Below are 18,184 nucleotides of genomic sequence, written 5' to 3'. Positions count from 1 at the left end.
CGAACCGCGCAATGCGAAGGGATCCTATGTTGAAATCGTATGGGGAAGCGCCGAGCGGACGCCTTTACAACCTGCGTGGCTGCCGCGTGTCGGAGCCGATTCGCCAGCCCTGGGGCGGCGGATGCCGGATCGTCGAATGGATCGACGACGAGGGGCGCCTGGCGCGCAAGGTCGTGTCCGAGGACGTGACGGAAGCGGAAGTCGCCGCGGCGATCCGGCGGCCGACCGAAGGGCGCCGGCACCTGATGGGCGACGACGAGCAGATGCCGCGCGACACGTTGCCGCGGCGTTGAGCCGGCAACTCGGCGAATTGGGTGATTGCGGTAATGAATGAACAGGCCGGGCCGGCGCGCCCGGCCTTGTCACATCTGGGGCCGCCCACGGCCCGATGGTCTGTCGAGGTGCTGCGATGCCGAGGGGGCGCGGCGCCAGCCGGCACGCCGGGCTGGTGGGCGCATCGGTCGGCTGCGCGCCGCGACGGCGGTCAGCCGATCTGCTCGAGCTCTTCCTGCGCGGCGAGCCAGTCGGCCTCGACCGTTTCGAGACGCGTGTTGACGTCCCCGAGCTTGCGGATCGCCTCGGTCAGTTCCGTCTTGCGCTCAGCCTCGTAGCTCGCCGGATCGGCGACGAATGCGTCGAGGCGGGCCTTCTCCGCGTGCAGCGTCTCCATTTCCTTTTCGAGCTTCGTGATGCGCGTCTGCAGCGGCTTCTTCAGCACCGACAGGCGCTGCCGCTCCTCGGCTGCTTGACGCTTCTGGTCCTTGCGGTTGGCTGCGGCACCCGTACCCGCGCCCGAAGACGCCGCGCTATCGGCCTTCGCGGCCGCGCGCTGCTCGGCCGCGTGCTGCAGCAGCCAGTCGCGGTAGTCGTCGAGGTCGCCGTCGAACGGCTGCAGCCGGTGCTTCGCGACCAGCATGAACTGGTCGGTCGTCGCGCGCAGCAGGTGACGGTCGTGCGAGACGAGGATCAGCGTGCCTTCGAACTGCGCGAGCGCCATCGTCAGCGCATGGCGCGTTTCGAGGTCGAGGTGGTTGGTCGGTTCGTCGAGCAGCAGCAGGTTCGGCTTCTGCCAGATGATCAGCGCGAGCGCGAGGCGTGCCTTTTCACCGCCCGAAAACGGCCCGACCGGGGTGGTCGCCATGTCGCCCGAGAAGTTGAAGCCGCCGAGGAAGTCGCGCAGTTCCTGCTCGCGCGTGTCGGGCGCGAGCCGCGCCAGATGCGCGAGCGGGGAATCATCTTCGCGCAGCGTTTCGAGCTGGTGCTGCGCGAAATAGCCGATCGTCAGCCCCTTGCCGTCGCGGACGTGCCCCGACAGCGGCGCGAGCGTGCCGGCCAGCGTCTTGATCAGCGTCGACTTGCCCTGGCCGTTCGCGCCGAGCAGGCCGATGCGCTGGCCGTTCTGGATCGACAGCGCGACACGCTCGACGATCGGGATTTCCGCTCCGCCGTCGGCGTGGTAGCCGCAGCGGACGTCTTCCATCACCATCATCGGGTTCGGCGCGGCATCGGGCGTGCGGAATTCGAACGTGAACGGCGACGCGATGTGCGCGGGCGCGATCAGCTCCATCTTCTCGAGCGCCTTCATCCGGCTCTGCGCCTGCTTGGCCTTGGTCGCCTTGGCCTTGAAGCGGTCGACGAAGCTCTGCAGGTGCTCGATCGTCTTCTGCTGCTTTTCGTAGGCGCTTTGCTGCAGCGCCAGTTGCTGCGCGCGCAGCACTTCGAACTGCGAGTAGTTGCCGCCGTAGCGCTTCACCTGGCGGTTTTCCAGATGCAGCGTAACGTTGCAGATCGAATCGAGGAATTCGCGGTCGTGCGAGATCACGACGAGCGTGCCGGGGTAGCGGTGCAGCCAGTCTTCGAGCCAGACGATCGCGTCGAGGTCGAGGTGGTTCGTCGGTTCGTCGAGCAGCAGCAGGTCGGAACGGCACATCAGCGCCTGCGCGAGGTTCAGGCGCATGCGCCAGCCGCCGGAGAAGCTGGCGACGGATTCGCGCGTCTGCGCGAGCGTGAAGCCGAGGCCGAGCAGCAGCGCCTCGGCGCGGGCAGGCGCGGTGTAGCCGTCGGCGTCGGCGAACGCCGCGTGCGCGTCGGCTTCGGCGGCGCCGTCATGCGCGGCGGAGGCGGCGGCGATACGGGCCTCGATCTCGCGCAGCGCGGCGTCGCCGTCGAGCGTGTAGTCGAGCGCCGAGCGGTCGACCGCGGGCGTTTCCTGCGACACATGGGCGATCCGCCACGACGGCGGCATCGAGAAATCGCCGCCGTCCGAGTGCAGCTCGCCGCGCAGGACCGAGAACAGGGTCGACTTGCCGGCGCCGTTCGCGCCGATCAGGCCGGCTTTCTCGCCGGGATTGAGCACGAAGGAGGTCGACTCGAACAGCGGCTTGGTGCCGCGCGCAAGGCTGAACTGATTGAAACGGATCACGGCGGAAATGACTGGCCAAAACCGCTATTCTAGACTGCGCGCCGCTCGCGCCGGGCATTGGCCGTTCGGCGGATGCCGCAACGGGGCAATTTCGCCTAGACTCCACGTCGATCCGGTTTCGTAAAAGGAGTGCCCGATGTCCACCCTGTATTCGTTCAGCGCAGAGACGCTTGCCGGCGCGCCGGCCTCGCTCGACGCATATCGCGGCAAGGTGCTGCTGATCGTCAACACCGCGAGCGAGTGCGGTTTCACGCCGCAGTACGCGGGCCTGCAGAAGCTGTACGACCAGTACGCGGCGCGCGGCTTCTATGTGCTCGGCTTCCCGTGCAACCAGTTCGGCAAGCAGGAGCCCGGCGACGCCACGCAGATCGGTGCGTTCTGCGAGCGCAATTACGGCGTCACATTCCCGATGTTCGCGAAGATCGACGTGAAGGGCGACCATGCGCATCCGCTGTACCGCTACCTGACCGACGAGGCGCCCGGCATTCTCGGCCTCAAGGCGATCAAGTGGAATTTCACGAAGTTCCTGGTCGATCGTGAAGGGCGCATCGTCAAGCGCTACGCGCCGTCGACCAAGCCGGACGAAATCGCCGCGGATATCGACAAGCTGCTGTGACGGCTGCCGGCGGCGTTCGCGGCGCCGGTGCGGATCGCACGGGCGCCGCCGCCGTCGTCTAGGCCGTTAGAGGATCGGTGCGAACAGCCGCGCGACGTGCATCGCGATGCGTCGCCAGGCGGGCGATTGGCGGTATTCGCTCGCATCGACCTCGTACGCCTGCGCGAAATCGGCATCGAGCATCGTCTCGACTTCGTCGGCGAATGTGCGGTCGACGGTCAGCACCATGATCTCGAAATTGAGGCGGAACGAGCGGTTGTCGAGATTCGCGCTGCCGATCGCCGCCGCGATGCGGTCGATCAGCACGACCTTCTGGTGCAGGAAGCCGGGCCGGTAGCGGAACACCTTGACGCCCGCATCGACCAGGTCGCGCGCGTACAGCTTTGACGCTTCGAATACCACATAGTGGTCGCGCCGGCTCGGGATCAGGATGCGCACGTCGACGCCGCGCATCACGGCGAGCTTCAGTGCGGAAATCACGGCTTCGTCGGGGACGAGGTACGGCGTGGTGATCCAGACCCGCTCGCGCGCGGCGTTGATCGCCTCGACGAAGAACAGCGAGCCCGTCTCCTGCTTGTCGGCCGGCCCCATCGGCACCGCGAGGCAATGCATGTTGTCGCCGGGCTGCGCGGGCGGCGGCAACGCGAGCGGCGGCAGCTTCTGCGTTGCCCAGTGCCAGTCTTCGGCGAACACGTACTGGATGCTCGCGACCACCGGGCCGCGAATCTCGATGTGCGTGTCGCGCCACGGCGACAGGCGCGGCTTCGCGCCGAGATACTCGACGCCGACGTTGTGGCCGCCGACGAACGCCCGATTGCCGTCGACGACGACGATCTTGCGGTGGTTGCGGAAGTTGAGCTGGAAGCGGTTGACGAACTTCCGGTTGGTCGCGAACGGATGAACCTCGACGCCGCCCCGGCGCAACGTGTCGACGTAGCTGTGCGGGAGGTCGAAGCTGCCGATGCTGTCGTACAGCAGGCAGCAGCGCACGCCGGCCGCCGCGCGCGCGAGCAGCGAGTCGCGCAGCATTCGGCCGAGCGCATCGTCGCGCACGATGAAGAACTGGACCACCACGTAGTCGCGCGCGGCGTCGATGGCCGCCAGGATCGCCGAGAACGTCGCGTCGCCGTTCACGAGCGTGCGCACCGAATTGCCGCCGAGGAACGGCATGCCGCCGAGCCGCGTGAGCGCGAGCACCGCGGCCTGGCCGATTGCGTCGGCGGCCGGCCCGTCGGTCGCGTCGGTGGTGAGCCAGGGCGAGCGCGGTGTGTGCATGCGCAACATTTCCAGCTCGTGGCGCCGGGCGTCGACGTAGCCGGAAAACTTGCTGCGGCCGAGGAACAGGTACGGAATGAGCGTCAGGTACGGCATGGCCGCGAGCGAGACGGCCCACGCGATCGCGCCTTGCGACGTGCGTGTATTCATGATCGCGTGGAACGCCGCGACGATCCCGAGCACGTGGATGGTCAGGATCAGGGTGCCGAGATGTAGCCAGTCGAGGGTCATGGGCGCGTGTCGGACTCCTGAGGTCGCGCGGCCGGGCGGCCGCCTACGCGCATCTTACCCAACCGTGCGGCGCAACGGTGCACCGCACGGTGGGCGAGCCGGGAAGGCTCAGGCCTTGCGGGGCAGGTCCGACGCCTGGATCAGGAACACGGCGTCGTCGCCCGCGCTGGTGGGCAGCCACGTGAGCTCGAGGCCGCCGAACGCGGCTTCGACGTGCTCGCGCTCGTTGCCGATCTCGACGACGAGCACGCCGTCGTCGTGCAGCCAGCGATGGGCCTCGGCGACGATGCGTCGCACGATGTCCATGCCGTCATCGCCGCCCGCGAGCGCCATCTCCGGCTCGTGCCGGTACTCGGGCGGCAGCGCGGCCATCGACGACGCGTTCACGTACGGCGGGTTCGTCAGGATCACGTCGTAGCGCGAGCCCGGGTCGGTGCGGAACGTGGGCAGCGGCGCGTAGAGGTCACCGTGGTGCAGCGTGACGCGGTCTTCGAGGCCGTAGTCACGCACGTTGATCTCGGCGACTTCGAGCGCCTTGTCGGACAGGTCGACCGCGTCGATCTCGGCGTTCGGGAACGCGCTCGCCGCGAGGATCGCGAGGCAGCCGGAGCCCGTGCACAGCTCGAGCACCGCGCCGACCTGCTCGGGGTCGGCGACGTACGGTTGCAGCCCGTCGTCGAGCAGTTCGCCGATGAACGAGCGCGGCACGATCACGCGTTCGTCGACGTAGAAGCGGTGGCCGTGCATCCACGCTTCATGCGTGAGGTACGCGGCCGGTACGCGGTCGGTCGCGCGCCGTTCGATCACCGCGAGCACGGCCGCGATTTCGTCGGGCAGCAGCCGCGCGTCGAGGAACGGCTCGAGCGTGTCGAGCGGCAGGTCGAGCGTGCGCAGCACGAGGTAGGCCGCTTCGTCGTACGCGTTGTCGGAGCCGTGGCCGAACGCGAGCTTCGCCTTCGAGAAGCGCGTGACCGCGTAGCGCAGCAGGTCGCGAACAGTGGCAAAAGGTGTCGTCATGCGAGGCTCCATCAGGCGATCAGTTGTTCGAGCACGCGGCGGTACACGTTCTTCAGCGGGTCGACGAAGCGCACTTCGATGTGCTCGTCGATCTTGTGGATGCTGCCGTTCGGCGGGCCGAACTCGATCACCTGCGGGCAGATGCGCGCGATGAAACGGCCGTCCGACGTGCCGCCCGTGGTCGACAGCTCGGTCGTGATGCCGGTCTCGGTGCGGATCGCGTTTTCCAGCGCGCCCGACAGCTCGCCGCGCGGCGTGAGGAACGGCAGGCCGCTCACCGACCACTTCAGCGTGTATTCGAGGCCGTGCTTGTCGAGGATCGCGTGCACGCGTGCCTGCAGGCCTTCGACCGTGCTGGCGGTCGAGAAGCGGAAGTTGAACAGCAGGTCGGCGTGGCCGGGGATCACGTTGGTCGCGCCGGTGCCGGCATGCAGGTTCGACACCTGCCAGGTGGTCGGCGGGAAGTATTCGTTGCCTTCGTCCCACTGCTCGGCGGCGAGCTCGGCGAGCGCCGGCGCGAGCAGGTGGATCGGGTTCTTCGCGAGGTGCGGATACGCGATGTGGCCCTGCACGCCCTTGACGACGAGTTCGCCCGACATCGAGCCGCGGCGGCCGTTCTTCACGACATCGCCGAGCTCGGTGGTCGACGTCGGCTCGCCGACGATGCAGTAGTCCATGCGTTCGCCGCGCGCTTCGAGCAGCTCGACGACCTTCACGGTGCCGTCGGTGGCGGGGCCTTCCTCGTCGCTCGTGATCAGGAACGCGATCGCGCCGCGGTGGCCGGGATGGGCAGCGACGAATTCCTCGGACGCGACGACGAATGCCGCGAGCGACGTTTTCATGTCGGCCGCGCCGCGGCCGTACAGCTTGCCGTCGCGATGGGCGGGGATGAACGGCGGCGAGCTCCACTGCTCGAGCGGGCCGGTCGGCACGACGTCGGTGTGGCCCGCGAACGCGAGCAGCTTGCCGTCGCGGCCGTCGGTGCCGCGCTTGACGGCCCACAGGTTGGTCACGCCGTGCGACGCGATGGTCTCGCATTCGAAGCCGAGCGCGGCGAGGCGCTCGGTCATGATCTGCTGGCAATGCTGGTCGTCGGGCGTCACGGACGCGCGGGCGATCAGCTGTTCGGTAAGGGCTAGGGTGGCGGACATGGTTCGGACCACTTTCGATAAAAAATGCCGGCGCGGTGGCCGGCAGCGACAAGACGTCGGGCTGCGCCGACAGGCGCAGCGCGGGCAGCCCTATGCGGCAAACAGCGCCGCGTATTGATCGGCCACGAAGCCGAGCGATTTCACGCGGCCGTTGATCACTAGCACGGGGCGCTTGATGACCGACGGCTTGTGGATCATCAGCGCGACCGCGCCGGCCTTCGTTTCGGCGGCCGCCTTCATCGCGTCGTCCAGGCCGCGCCACGTCGTGCCGCGCTTGTTGACGAGCGCGTCGAGCGACACGTCCTTCAGCCAGTCCTCGACGAGCGGTGCGCTGACACCGAGCTTCTTGAAGTCGTGAAACTCGAATTCGACGCCGTGATCGTCGAGCCACACGCGGGCCTTCTTCACGGTGTCGCAGTTCGGAATGCCGTAGACGACCACGGTGTGCGGCTTTGCCATCAGTCGCCTCGCAGCAGCTCGTTCAGGCCGACCTTCGCGCGGGTCTTCGCGTCGACCTTCTTGACGATCACCGCGCAGTACAGGCTGTGCGAGCCGTCCTTCGACGGCAGGTTGCCGGCGACGACGACCGAGCCGGCCGGGATGCGGCCGTAGCTGACTTCGCCCGTCTCGCGGTCGTAGATCTTCGTGCTTTGGCCGAGGTACACGCCCATCGAGATCACCGAGTTTTCCTCGACGATCACGCCTTCGACGACTTCCGAGCGCGCGCCGATGAAGCAGTTGTCTTCGATGATGACCGGGTTCGCCTGCAGCGGCTCGAGCACGCCGCCGATGCCGACGCCGCCCGACAGGTGCACGTTCTTGCCGATCTGTGCGCACGAACCGACCGTTGCCCACGTGTCGACCATCGTGCCTTCGTCGACGTACGCGCCGATGTTGGTGTACGACGGCATCAGCACGACGTTCTTCGCGATGAACGAGCCGCGGCGCGCGATGGCCGGCGGGACGACGCGGAAGCCGCCCGCGGCGAAATCTTCAGCGGTGTAGTTCGCGAACTTCGACGGCACCTTGTCGTAGAACTGCGAGTAGCCGCCGGCGGGCATCGGCGCGTTGTCCTCCAGGCGGAACGACAGCAGCACGGCCTTCTTCAGCCACTGGTGCACGGTCCAGTTGCCGTCGACCTTCTCGGCCACGCGCAGCGCGCCTTTGTCGAGCTGCTCGATCGCGTGCGCGACGGCTTCGCGGACGTCGGCCGGTGCGGCCTTCGGCGACAGCTCGGCGCGGTTGTCCCAGGCGGTATCGATGATTTGCTGAAGTTGTTGCGACATGTTCGTTTTCGCAGGAGATGGATGGAATTGATCGGATGGACGATTACCGCGCGAGAGAGCGGCAGAAATCGACGATGCGTTGCGCGCCCTCGACGCATTCGGGGGTGCCCGCGACGAGCGCGATCCGGATGAAATCGCGGCCCGGATTCGTGCCGTGCGCATCACGCGCCAGGTACGAGCCGGGCAGAACCGTCACATTATAGTCGGCGTACAGGCGGCGGGCGAACTCGGTGTCCGACAGCCCGGTGCGCGACACGTTGGCCCACAGGTAGAACGCCGCGTCGGGCAGCTTTACGTCGATCACGTCGGCAAGCATCGGCGTGACGGTATTGAACTTCTGCAGGTACAGCGCGCGGTTCTCGCGCACGTGCGCCTCGTCGTTCCACGCGGCGATGCTCGCGTGCTGCCAGACCGGCGACAGCGCCGCGCCGTGGTACGTGCGGTACAGCAGGAATTTCTTCAGCAGCGCAGCGTCGCCGGCGACGAAGCCCGAGCGCATGCCCGGCACGTTCGAGCGCTTCGACAGGCTCGACAGCATCACGAGCCGCTCGAAGCCGCGGCCGAGGCGGTGCGCGGCCTCGAGGCCGCCGAGCGGCGGCGCCGCTTCGTCGAAATAGATTTCCGAATAGCACTCGTCGGACGCGATCACGAAACCGTGGCGGTCGGACAGCGCGAACAGCTCGCGCCAGTCGTCGAGCGTCAGCACGGCGCCCGTCGGGTTGCCCGGCGAGCACACGTACAGCAGTTGCGTGCGCGCCCAGACTGCGTCCGGCACGGACGCGTAGTCGCACGCGAAGTTGCGGGCCGGGTCGCTGTTCGCGAAATAGGGTTCGGCACCGGCCAGCAGCGCCGCGCCCTCGTAAATTTGATAGAAAGGATTCGGACAGAGTACGATCGCCTTCTCGCCCTGTTCGGCCGGGCGGGCGTCGATCACCGTCTGCGCGAGCGAGAACAGCGCCTCGCGCGACCCCGACACGGGCAGCACCTGCGTGGCCGGATCGATGGCCGGCAGCCCGTAGCGGCGCTCGAGCCAGTGCGCGATCGACGTGCGCAGCGCGTCCGAGCCGGCGGTGGCCGGGTACGACGCGAGACCGTCGAGCGCGGCCACCACGGCGTCGCGGATCAGCGCCGGGGTCGCATGTTTGGGCTCGCCGATGCCGAAGCTGATCGGTTTGAGGGCGCCGGAGGGCGTCACGTCCTTGAACAGGGCGCGCAGCTTTTCGAAGGGATAGGGCTGGAGCGAGTCGAGTCGAGGGTTCACGGGCGAAGCGGCCATCGCGGCCGGTTGGAGCGAAAGAAGCGGCGGGCGCGCCGCGCGGCTGCGAACGGGCGCCGATGGCGCGCGGGTCGCAACGGACGATTATAGCGTGACGGAATGCGGTCACGGCCTGCCGGAACGGCGGCCGGGCCGGTCGAATAAAGGGTATTGAACCAAATGAATAACGCGGTACGCGGCAGCCTGCCGACGCTGGCCATCCTGATCGGCGCATCGGTATGGGGCCTGATCTGGTATCCGCTGCGGATCCTGGCGTCGCTCGGCGTGACGGGCACGCTGGCGAGCGCGCTGACGAGCCTCGTCGCCTTCCTGTTCGTGATCGTCGCGCGCCACCGCACGATCGCGACGCTGCGCTGGCACTGGGTGCTGCCCGGCATCGCGGTGACGGCCGGCGTGACGAACCTCGGGTTCGTGTGGGGCACGATCCACGGCGAGGTGCTGCGCGTGATGCTGCTGTTCTACCTGACCCCCGCGTGGACCGCGATCTATGCGCACTTCCTGCTGCGCGAGCGGCTGACCTGGGCCGGCGCGGGGCTCGCGGCGCTGTCGATCGGCGGCGCGATGCTGATGCTGTGGTCGCCGACGCTCGGCCTGCCGTTGCCGGCCACCCCGGCCGAATGGGCCGGTCTCGCGGCCGGGTTGAGCTTCGCGATGAGCAACGTGCTCGTGATCAAGGCGAGCCGTGAGCTGCCGGAGATGCGCGCCGAGATGCGTACCGCGACGCTGTTCGGCGGCGCGGCGGTGTTCGGCGCGATCGCGTCGCTGTTCGAGGGGATACCGGCTGCGCCGGCGGGCGGCCACCTCGGCACGGCCGCGCTGATCATCGTCGCGATCGGCGTGACGATGGCGTCGAACAACCTGCTCGTGCAATACGGGCTGGCGCGCGTGCCGGCGAACCGTGCGTCGATCATCATGCTGTTCGAGATCGTGATCACCGCGTTGTCGGCCTGGGTGTTCGCGAACGAGCTGCCGAGCGCGCGCGAGTGGGCGGGCGGCGCGTGCATCGTGCTGGCGACGCTGCTGTCGAGCCGGGTCCATCGTGCCGCGCCGGCACCGGACAAACCCGGCGACGGTCGGGACGGCGCACGCGCGATGGTATGATGGAAGCCGTTTGCGGGGCCCAACGCTGGATGCGCGCGGCCCCGCTTTTGAATTCCGGAGCGCATCGCGCGCATGGGCCGTCCGGCCTCGCGCAGTGCGGCTCCGTCCGTTTCACACCTTCTTCACATCCGATACCGCCGTGCGTCTGAGCTCGATCAAACTCGCTGGCTTCAAATCCTTTGTCGATCCCACGCATTTCCAGGTTCCGGGCCAGCTTGTCGGCGTGGTGGGCCCGAACGGGTGCGGCAAGTCCAACATCATCGATGCCGTGCGCTGGGTGCTCGGCGAGTCGCGCGCTTCCGAGCTGCGCGGCGAATCGATGCAGGACGTGATCTTCAACGGCTCGACCGCCCGCAAGCCCGGCAGCCGGGCCAGCGTCGAACTGATCTTCGACAACTCCGACGGCCGCGCGGCCGGCCAGTGGGGCCAGTACGGCGAGATCGCCGTGAAGCGCGTGCTGACGCGCGACGGCACGTCGAGTTACTACATCAACAACCTGCCGGCGCGCCGCCGCGACATCCAGGACATCTTCCTCGGCACCGGCCTCGGGCCGCGTGCGTACGCGATCATCGGGCAGGGCATGATCGCCCGGATCATCGAGGCGAAGCCGGAAGAGCTGCGCGTGTTCCTCGAGGAAGCCGCGGGCGTGTCGAAGTACAAGGAACGCCGCCGCGAGACCGAGAACCGCCTGCACGACACGCGCGAGAACCTGACCCGCGTCGAGGACATCGTCCGCGAGCTCGGCGCGAACCTCGAGAAGCTCGAGGCGCAGGCCGTCGTTGCCACCAAGTACAAGGAACTCGTCGCCGACGGCGAGGAGAAGCAGCGCCTGTTGTGGCTGCTGCGCAAGAACGAGGCCGCCGGCGAGCAGCAGAAGCAGCAGCGCGCGATCGAACAGGCGCAGATCGACCTCGAGGCGCAAACGGCGAAGCTGCGCGAAGTCGAGGCGCAGCTCGAGACGCTGCGCGTTGCGCATTACTCCGCAAGCGACGCGATGCAGGGCGCGCAGGGCTCGCTCTACGAAGCGAACGCCGAGGTGAGCCGCCTCGAAGCCGAGATCAAGTTCATCGTCGAATCGCGCAACCGCGTGCAGGCGCAGATCGCCGCACTGAATGCGCAGCGCGAGCAATGGCGCGCGCAGGCCGAGAAGGCGCAGGACGAGCTCGAGGAAGCCGAGGAAGCGCGCGCGATGGCCGACGAGAAGGCCGCGCTCGCCGAAGACAACGCCGCCGCGAAGCACGACGCGCTGCCGGCGCTCGAAGCGAAGTTCCGCGATGCGCAGGCGCAGCTCAACGACGAGCGCGCGCGGATCGCGCAGACCGAACAGTCGCTGAAGCTCGAAGCCGCGCACCAGCGCAACGCCGACCAGCAGCTCCAGCAGCTGCAGCAGCGCCATGAGCGCCTGAAGAGCGAAGCGGGCGGGCTCGACGCGCCGGACGAGGCTCAGCTCGAGGAGCTGCGCATGCAGCTCGCCGAGCAGGAAGAGATCCTGGCCGAAGCGCAGGCGCGCCTCGCCGACGCGCAGGAAACGGTGCCGCGCCTCGATGGCGAACGCCGTGCCGCGCAGGAGCGCGTGCAGGCCGAAGCCGCGCAGATCCACCAGCTCGAGGCGCGTCTCGCCGCGCTGAAGCAGCTGCAGGAAAATGTTCAGACCGAAGGCAAGGTGCAGCCGTGGCTCGACAAGCACGAGCTCGGCGCGCTGCCGCGTCTGTGGAAGAAGCTGCACGTCGAAGCCGGCTGGGAAGCGGCGCTCGAAGCGGTGCTGCGCGAGCGCCTCGCCGCGCTCGAAGTGTCGAATCTCGACTGGGTGAAGGCTTTTGCGACCGACGCACCGCCCGCGAAGCTCGCGTTCTATGCGCCGCCCGCGGCCGGCGAACCGCCGGCGGCCGTGGCCGGCCTGCGTCCGGTGCTGTCGCTCGTGCGCATCGACGATGCGGGCATCCGCGCGGTGCTGAACGACTGGCTCGGCAACGTGTACGTTGCCGACGACGTCGCGCAGGCGCTTGCGACGCGCACGCAGCTGCCGGCAGGCGGCGCGTTCGTCGTCAAGGCCGGCCATATCGTCACGCGCGTCGGCGTGCAGCTGTATGCGGCCGATTCGGAGCAGGCCGGGATGCTGGCCCGCCAGCAGGAAATCGAAAACCTGACGCGCCAGGTGCGTGCACAGGCGCTGCTCGCCGACGAGGCGCGCACGGCCGCTGTCCGCGCGGAAGCCACGCACACGCAGGCCACGCAGGCACTCGGCGACGTGCGCGCACAGGCCGAGCGTGCGACGCAGCGCGTGCATGCGTTGCAGATGGACGTGCTGAAGCTTGCGCAGGCGCACGAACGTTACACGCAGCGCAGCACGCAGATCCGCGAGGAACTCGAGGAAATCGGCGCGCAGATCGAAGAGCAGCGCGCGATGCGCGCGGAGTCGGAAGCGAATTTCGAGCGTTTCGACGGCGAACTGGCCGAACTGCAGGCGCGCTTCGAGGACAACCAGCTCGCATTCGAAGCGCTCGACGAATCGCTGACGCAGGCGCGTCAGGAAGCGCGTGACCTGGAGCGCGGCGCGAACGACGCGCGCTTCGCCGCACGCAATGCCGTGACGCGGATCGACGAGCTCAAGCGCAGCATCCAGGTTGCACACGAGCAGAGCGAGCGTGTCGCCGCGTCGCTCGAAGACGCACGCGCCGAGCTCGAGACGATCAACGAGCAGACCGCGCACACGGGCCTGCAGGACGCGCTCGAGATTCGCGCGGTGAAGGAAGAGGCGCTGCAGGCCGCGCGGATCGAACTCGATGACCTGACCGCGAAGCTGCGCGCGTCGGACGAGCAGCGACTCGTCGCCGAGCGCTCGCTGCAACCGTTGCGCGACCGCATCACCGAATTGCAGTTGAAGGAGCAGGCCGCGCGCCTGTCGGTCGAGCAGTTCGCCGAGCAACTGACGACGGCCGAGGTCGACGAGGAAGCGCTGCGCGAGAAGCTCACGCCGGATCTGAAGCCGTCGTACCTGCAGGGCGAGGTCACGCGCCTGAACAACGCGATCAACGCGCTCGGCCCGGTGAACATGGCCGCGCTCGACGAGCTGAAGGCCGCGAGCGAGCGCAAGGTGTTCCTCGATGCGCAGTCGGCCGACCTGATCGACGCGATCACGACGCTCGAGGACGCGATCCACAAGATCGACCAGGAAACGCGCACGCTGCTGCAGGGCACCTTCGACGAGGTTAACCGTCACTTCAGCGACCTGTTCCCGCGCCTGTTCGGCGGCGGCCAGGCGAAGCTGATCATGACGGGCGACGAAATCCTCGACGCCGGCGTGCAGGTGATGGCGCAGCCGCCGGGCAAGAAGAACGCGACGATCCACCTGCTGTCGGGTGGCGAGAAGGCGCTGACCGCGACTGCACTGGTGTTCGCGATGTTCCAGCTGAACCCGGCGCCGTTCTGTCTGCTCGACGAGGTCGACGCGCCGCTCGACGACGCGAACACCGAGCGTTTCGCGAATCTCGTGCGCGCGATGTCCGACAAGACGCAGTTCCTGTTCATCTCGCACAACAAGATCGCGATGGAAATGGCGCAGCAGCTGATCGGCGTGACGATGCAGGAGCAGGGCGTGTCGCGGATCGTTGCGGTGGACATGGAAACCGCCGCGGGTTTTGCCCAGAATTGACGTTTGACGAAACCGGACCGCGTTCGCGCGGCGCATGGGCGCCCGTTCGCGGTTCCGACGAACAAGAATTGCTGATGGAGCGTGCATGGACGAGTTGACACTCGGTTTGATCGGCGCGGGCGCCGTCGTGGTGGGCGGCGTCGTGGTCTACAACGCATGGCAGGGCGCGAAGGTGCGGCGCAGGATGCCGCGCCCGATGCCGGAGGAAGCGGCCGAGGCGATGAACCGCCCCGAACGCGAGGAAGAATTGCCGTTCATCGAGCCGGTGCGCCAGCCGGTGCGGCGCGAGCCCGCGGCACCGGCCCCGGCGGCCGCCACGGGCGGCACGCCGGCCGAAGTCGCGCGCGTCGAGCCGACGTTCGGTGGAGCGGCACCTGCCGACACGCCGGCCGATCTGCAGGCCGAGGCGACCGGTATCGATGCACCGGCCGAGTCGGTCGAGCCGGTTGCCGGCGAAGCAGCCGCACCGGCTTCCGCGCACGACACGCACGCTGAACCGGCAGAGCCGGCCGAACCGGTGCTGCCGGCCGCTACGACCATTTCGTCGGCTCCGCCGGCGGTCGTCGACCGCCGGATCGACTGCATCGTGCCGATCCGCCTCGGCGGGTCGCTGCCGGGCGACAAGATCCTGCCGGCCGCGCAGCGGCTGCGCCGCGCGGGCAGCAAGCCCGTGCACATCGAAGGCAAGCCGGAAGGCGGCCAGTGGGAGTTGCTGCAGAACGGCGTGCGCTACGAGGAACTGCGCGCGGCCGCGCAGCTCGCGAACCGCAGCGGTGCGCTGAACGAGCTCGAATTCTCGGAATTCGTGACGGGCGTCCAGCAGTTCGCCGACGCGATCGACGGCGCGCCGGAATTCCCGGACATGATGGAAACGGTCGCGATGGCGCGCGAGCTCGACGCGTTTGCCGCGCAGTGCGACGCGCAGCTGTCGATCAACGTGATGTCGGACGGCGCGCCGTGGTCGGCGAACTACGTGCAGGCGGTCGCGTCGCAGGACGGGCTGCTGCTGTCGCGCGACGGCACGCGTTTCGTGAAGCTCGACGCGAAGCAGAACCCCGTGTTCATGCTGCAGTTCGGCGACACGAACTTCCTGCGCGACGACCTCACGTACAAGGGCGGCAACATGATCACGCTGGTGCTCGACGTGCCGGTCGCCGAAGAGGACATCCTGCCGTTCCGGCTGATGTGCGACTACGCGAAATCGCTGTCCGAGCGGATCGGCGCGCGGGTCGTCGACGATTCGCGGCGGCCGCTGCCGGAATCGACGCTGGTCGCGATCGATCAGCAACTGATGAAGCTGTACGCGAAGCTCGAGGAAGCCGGCATCCCGGCCGGTTCGCCGGTCACGCGCCGCCTCTTCAGCCAGTAACGCGCGCCCGGCGGGCGGCGGCTTCCGGCGCCGTCGCCCGTCGCTGCCATGCACCGTGCTTGTGTGCACTGCAGCGGGCCCGCGCGGCACGCATCGCGTGCCCCCGCTGCGGCGTCAAACTGAGATAATCGGAATTCCGATTTTTCAGAACGACTCTGCCGCCAGCATGGCCCGAACCCAAGCCGAACCGCCAGCCAGCCAGCCCGACGCGCGCGCCGCGTGGCTGCGCGATCAACTCGAGCGGGCGAACTACGCCTATTACGTGCTCGACCAGCCGGATCTGCCCGACGCCGAATACGACCGGCTGTTCCGCGAACTGCAGCAGCTCGAAGCCGACCATCCGGAACTCGTGACGCCCGATTCGCCGACGCAGCGTGTCGGCGGCGAGGCGGCCGGCGGTTTCACGCCGGTCGTGCATGACGCGCCGATGCTGTCGCTGAACAACGGTTTCGCCGACGAGGACATCGTCGCATTCGACAAGCGTGTCGCCGACGCGCTCGACAAGACGACCGATCTCGCCGGCTCGGTGACGGAGCCCGTCGAGTACGCATGCGAACTGAAGTTCGACGGTCTCGCGATCTCGCTGCGCTACGAGCAGGGCGTATTCGTCCAGGCGTCCACGCGCGGCGACGGGACGACAGGCGAGGACGTGACCGAGAACGTGCGCACGATCCGCTCGATTCCGCTGAAGCTGAAGGGCAAGAACGTGCCGGCCGTGCTCGACGTGCGCGGCGAGGTGCTGATGTTCAAGCGCGATTTCGCACGCCTGAACGAACGCCAGCGCGCGGCCGACCAGCGCGAATTCGCGAACCCGCGCAACGCGGCGGCCGGCAGCCTGCGCCAGCTCGACTCGAAGATCACCGCGCAGCGCCCGCTGTCGTTCTTCGCGTACGGGATCGGCGTGCTCGACGGGATGCCGATGCCCGATACGCACAGCGCGCTGCTCGACTGGTACGAGTCGCTCGGCCTGCCCGTGAACCGCGAGCGCGCGGTGGTGCACGGCGCCGAAGGCTTGCTCGACTTCTTCCGCAAGGTCGGCGAGAAGCGCGAGTCGCTGCCGTACGACATCGACGGCGTCGTCTACAAGGTCAACCGGCGCGACGAACAGGAGCGCCTCGGCTTCGTGTCGCGCGCGCCGCGCTTCGCGCTCGCGCACAAGTTCCCCGCTCAGGAAGCGCTGACCAGGCTCGTCGCGATCGACGTGCAGGTCGGCCGCACCGGCGCGATCACGCCGGTCGCGCGCCTCGAGCCCGTATTCGTCGGCGGCGCGACCGTGACGAACGCAACGCTGCACAACGAGGACGAGGTGCGCCGCAAGGACATCCGGATCGGCGATACCGTGATCGTGCGCCGCGCGGGCGACGTGATCCCCGAGGTGGTCGGCGCGCTGCTCGACCGGCGCCCGGCCGATGCGGCCGAGTTCGTGATGCCGACCGAATGCCCGGTGTGCGGCTCGAAGATCGAGCGCCTACCGGACGAGGCGATCGCGCGCTGCACGGGCGGCCTGTTCTGCCCGGCGCAGCGCAAGCAGGCGCTGTGGCATTTCGCGCAGCGCCGCGCGCTCGACATCGACGGGCTCGGCGAGAAGATCATCGACCAGCTCGTCGAGCTGAATCTCGTGCGCACGCCGGCCGATCTGTTCAATCTCGGCTTTGCGACGCTCGCCGAGCTCGACCGGTTCGCCGAGAAGTCGGCACAGAACCTGCTCGACTCGCTCGAGAAGGCGAAGCACACGACGCTCGCGCGCTTCATCTACGGGCTCGGCATCCGTCACGTGGGCGAATCGACCGCGAAGGATCTCGCGAAGCATTTCGGCTCGCTGACCCCGATCATGGACGCGTCGATCGAAGAACTGCTCGAAGTCAATGACGTCGGGCCGATCGTCGCCGAGTCGCTCCATCAGTTCTTCGCGGAAGAGCACAACCGGACCGTGATCGAGCAGTTGCGCGCGCCGGGCAAGGTGACGTGGCCGGAAGGGCCGCCCGCGCCGAAGGCGCCGCAGGGCGTGCTGGCCGGCAAGACGGTCGTGCTGACGGGCACGCTGCCGACGCTCACGCGCGATGCCGCGAAGGAAATGCTCGAAGCGGCGGGCGCGAAAGTGGCCGGTTCGGTATCGAAGAAGACGGATTACGTGGTCGCGGGCGCCGAAGCCGGCAGCAAGCTCGCGAAGGCCGAGGAACTCGGCATCCCCGTGCTGGACGAAGACGGCCTGCACCAACTCCTGGAGGGTAATACGCCATGATTCGCGAGATCCTGAAGATGGGCGATCCGCGCCTGCTCGAAGTCGCCAAGCCGGTCGAGCGGTTCGATACACCCGAACTGCACGAGATCGTCGCGGACATGTTCGAGACGATGCACCATGCGAACGGCGCCGGCCTGGCTGCACCGCAGATCGGCATCGGGCTGCAGATCATCATCTTCGGCTTCGGCAACAACAACCGTTACCCGGACGCGCCCCCGGTGCCCGAGACCGTGCTGATCAACCCGAAGATCGAGTACCTGCCGCCGGACATGGAAGAGGGCTGGGAAGGCTGCCTGTCGGTGCCGGGCATGCGCGGCGTCGTCAGCCGCTACGCGAAAGTGCGCTACAGCGGCTTCGACCAGTACGGCGAGAAGATCGACCGCGTGGCCGACGGTTTTCACGCACGCGTCGTCCAGCACGAATACGACCACCTGATCGGCAAGCTGTATCCGATGCGGATCACCGACTTCACGCGCTTCGGCTTCACGGAAGTGCTGTTCCCGGGGCTCGATCCGGCTTCCGACGATTGATTGGCCGGCTTTGCCG

The 18,184-nt window shown here is 68.0% G+C and carries 14 protein-coding genes; 7 read left to right on the top strand and 7 right to left on the bottom strand.

Features of this window, described 5'->3' with window-relative positions; all coding sequences use genetic code 11:
• Nucleotides 1–26 precede the first annotated feature (26 nt).
• Nucleotides 27–293 (top strand): DUF2866 domain-containing protein, encoded by a 267-nt coding sequence (locus CFB40_RS11200; RefSeq protein ID WP_039342663.1) that lies wholly within the window; start codon nt 27–29, stop codon nt 291–293.
• Nucleotides 294–484: 191 nt separating this feature from the next.
• Here CFB40_RS11200 and CFB40_RS11195 read toward each other — a convergent pair whose 3' ends face one another.
• Nucleotides 485–2,422 carry an ATP-binding cassette domain-containing protein gene (locus CFB40_RS11195; protein WP_089425700.1) on the bottom strand — a complete coding sequence of 646 codons (1,938 nt, stop codon included), beginning with the start codon at nt 2,420–2,422 and terminating at the stop codon, nt 485–487.
• Between the two features lie 136 nt (nt 2,423–2,558).
• Between CFB40_RS11195 and CFB40_RS11190 the strand changes: the two genes are divergently transcribed.
• A complete protein-coding gene (locus CFB40_RS11190; RefSeq protein WP_089425699.1) occupies nt 2,559–3,038 on the top strand; it encodes a glutathione peroxidase in 480 nt (159 codons plus the stop codon).
• A gap of 66 nt (nt 3,039–3,104) precedes the next feature.
• Here CFB40_RS11190 and cls read toward each other — a convergent pair whose 3' ends face one another.
• The 6 genes from cls to dapC form a co-directional block, all read right to left on the bottom strand.
• Entirely contained in the window at nt 3,105–4,544 is a 1,440-nt protein-coding gene (cls, locus tag CFB40_RS11185) for a cardiolipin synthase (RefSeq protein ID WP_089425698.1), read from the bottom strand.
• A gap of 108 nt (nt 4,545–4,652) precedes the next feature.
• On the bottom strand, nt 4,653–5,561 hold the full coding sequence (gene prmB / locus CFB40_RS11180; RefSeq protein WP_089425697.1) for a 50S ribosomal protein L3 N(5)-glutamine methyltransferase: 909 nt from the start codon (nt 5,559–5,561) through the stop codon (nt 4,653–4,655).
• An 11-nt stretch (nt 5,562–5,572) separates the two neighbouring features.
• Nucleotides 5,573–6,712: a succinyl-diaminopimelate desuccinylase gene (gene dapE, locus CFB40_RS11175; protein ID WP_047850710.1), complete on the bottom strand. Its 1,140-nt coding sequence runs from the start codon at nt 6,710–6,712 to the stop codon at nt 5,573–5,575.
• Nucleotides 6,713–6,802: 90 nt separating this feature from the next.
• Nucleotides 6,803–7,171 (bottom strand): ArsC family reductase, encoded by a 369-nt coding sequence (locus CFB40_RS11170; protein WP_039342680.1) that lies wholly within the window; start codon nt 7,169–7,171, stop codon nt 6,803–6,805.
• Nucleotides 7,171–7,998 carry a 2,3,4,5-tetrahydropyridine-2,6-dicarboxylate N-succinyltransferase gene (dapD, locus tag CFB40_RS11165; protein WP_089425696.1) on the bottom strand — a complete coding sequence of 276 codons (828 nt, stop codon included), beginning with the start codon at nt 7,996–7,998 and terminating at the stop codon, nt 7,171–7,173. Before dapD ends, CFB40_RS11170 begins: the two co-directional genes overlap by 1 nt.
• Before the next feature lie 43 nt (nt 7,999–8,041).
• A complete protein-coding gene (gene dapC, locus CFB40_RS11160) occupies nt 8,042–9,274 on the bottom strand; it encodes a succinyldiaminopimelate transaminase (protein WP_089425695.1) in 1,233 nt (410 codons plus the stop codon).
• 159 nt (nt 9,275–9,433) lie between these two features.
• Between dapC and CFB40_RS11155 the strand changes: the two genes are divergently transcribed.
• The 5 genes from CFB40_RS11155 (at nt 9,434) to def (ending at nt 18,168) form a co-directional block, all read left to right on the top strand.
• Entirely contained in the window at nt 9,434–10,375 is a 942-nt protein-coding gene (locus tag CFB40_RS11155; RefSeq protein WP_089425694.1) for a DMT family transporter, read from the top strand.
• 139 nt (nt 10,376–10,514) lie between these two features.
• Nucleotides 10,515–14,027 carry a chromosome segregation protein SMC gene (gene smc, locus CFB40_RS11150; protein ID WP_089425945.1) on the top strand — a complete coding sequence of 1,171 codons (3,513 nt, stop codon included), beginning with the start codon at nt 10,515–10,517 and terminating at the stop codon, nt 14,025–14,027.
• A gap of 85 nt (nt 14,028–14,112) precedes the next feature.
• Complete coding sequence (locus CFB40_RS11145) at nt 14,113–15,396, top strand: cell division protein ZipA C-terminal FtsZ-binding domain-containing protein (protein ID WP_089431235.1); 1,284 nt, start codon at nt 14,113–14,115, stop codon at nt 15,394–15,396.
• A gap of 166 nt (nt 15,397–15,562) precedes the next feature.
• Nucleotides 15,563–17,638 (top strand): NAD-dependent DNA ligase LigA, encoded by a 2,076-nt coding sequence (ligA, locus tag CFB40_RS11140; protein ID WP_089425692.1) that lies wholly within the window; start codon nt 15,563–15,565, stop codon nt 17,636–17,638.
• A complete protein-coding gene (gene def, locus CFB40_RS11135; protein ID WP_039342702.1) occupies nt 17,635–18,168 on the top strand; it encodes a peptide deformylase in 534 nt (177 codons plus the stop codon). The genes ligA and def overlap by 4 nt, the downstream gene beginning before the upstream one ends.
• Nucleotides 18,169–18,184: the final 16 nt, after the last annotated feature.

Source organism: Burkholderia sp. AU31652 (genome assembly GCF_002223155.1).
Classification (GTDB): Bacteria; Pseudomonadota; Gammaproteobacteria; order Burkholderiales; family Burkholderiaceae; genus Burkholderia.
Note: the sequence above shows the minus strand (reverse complement) of the source record. Positions and strands in the feature narration are given on the sequence as shown.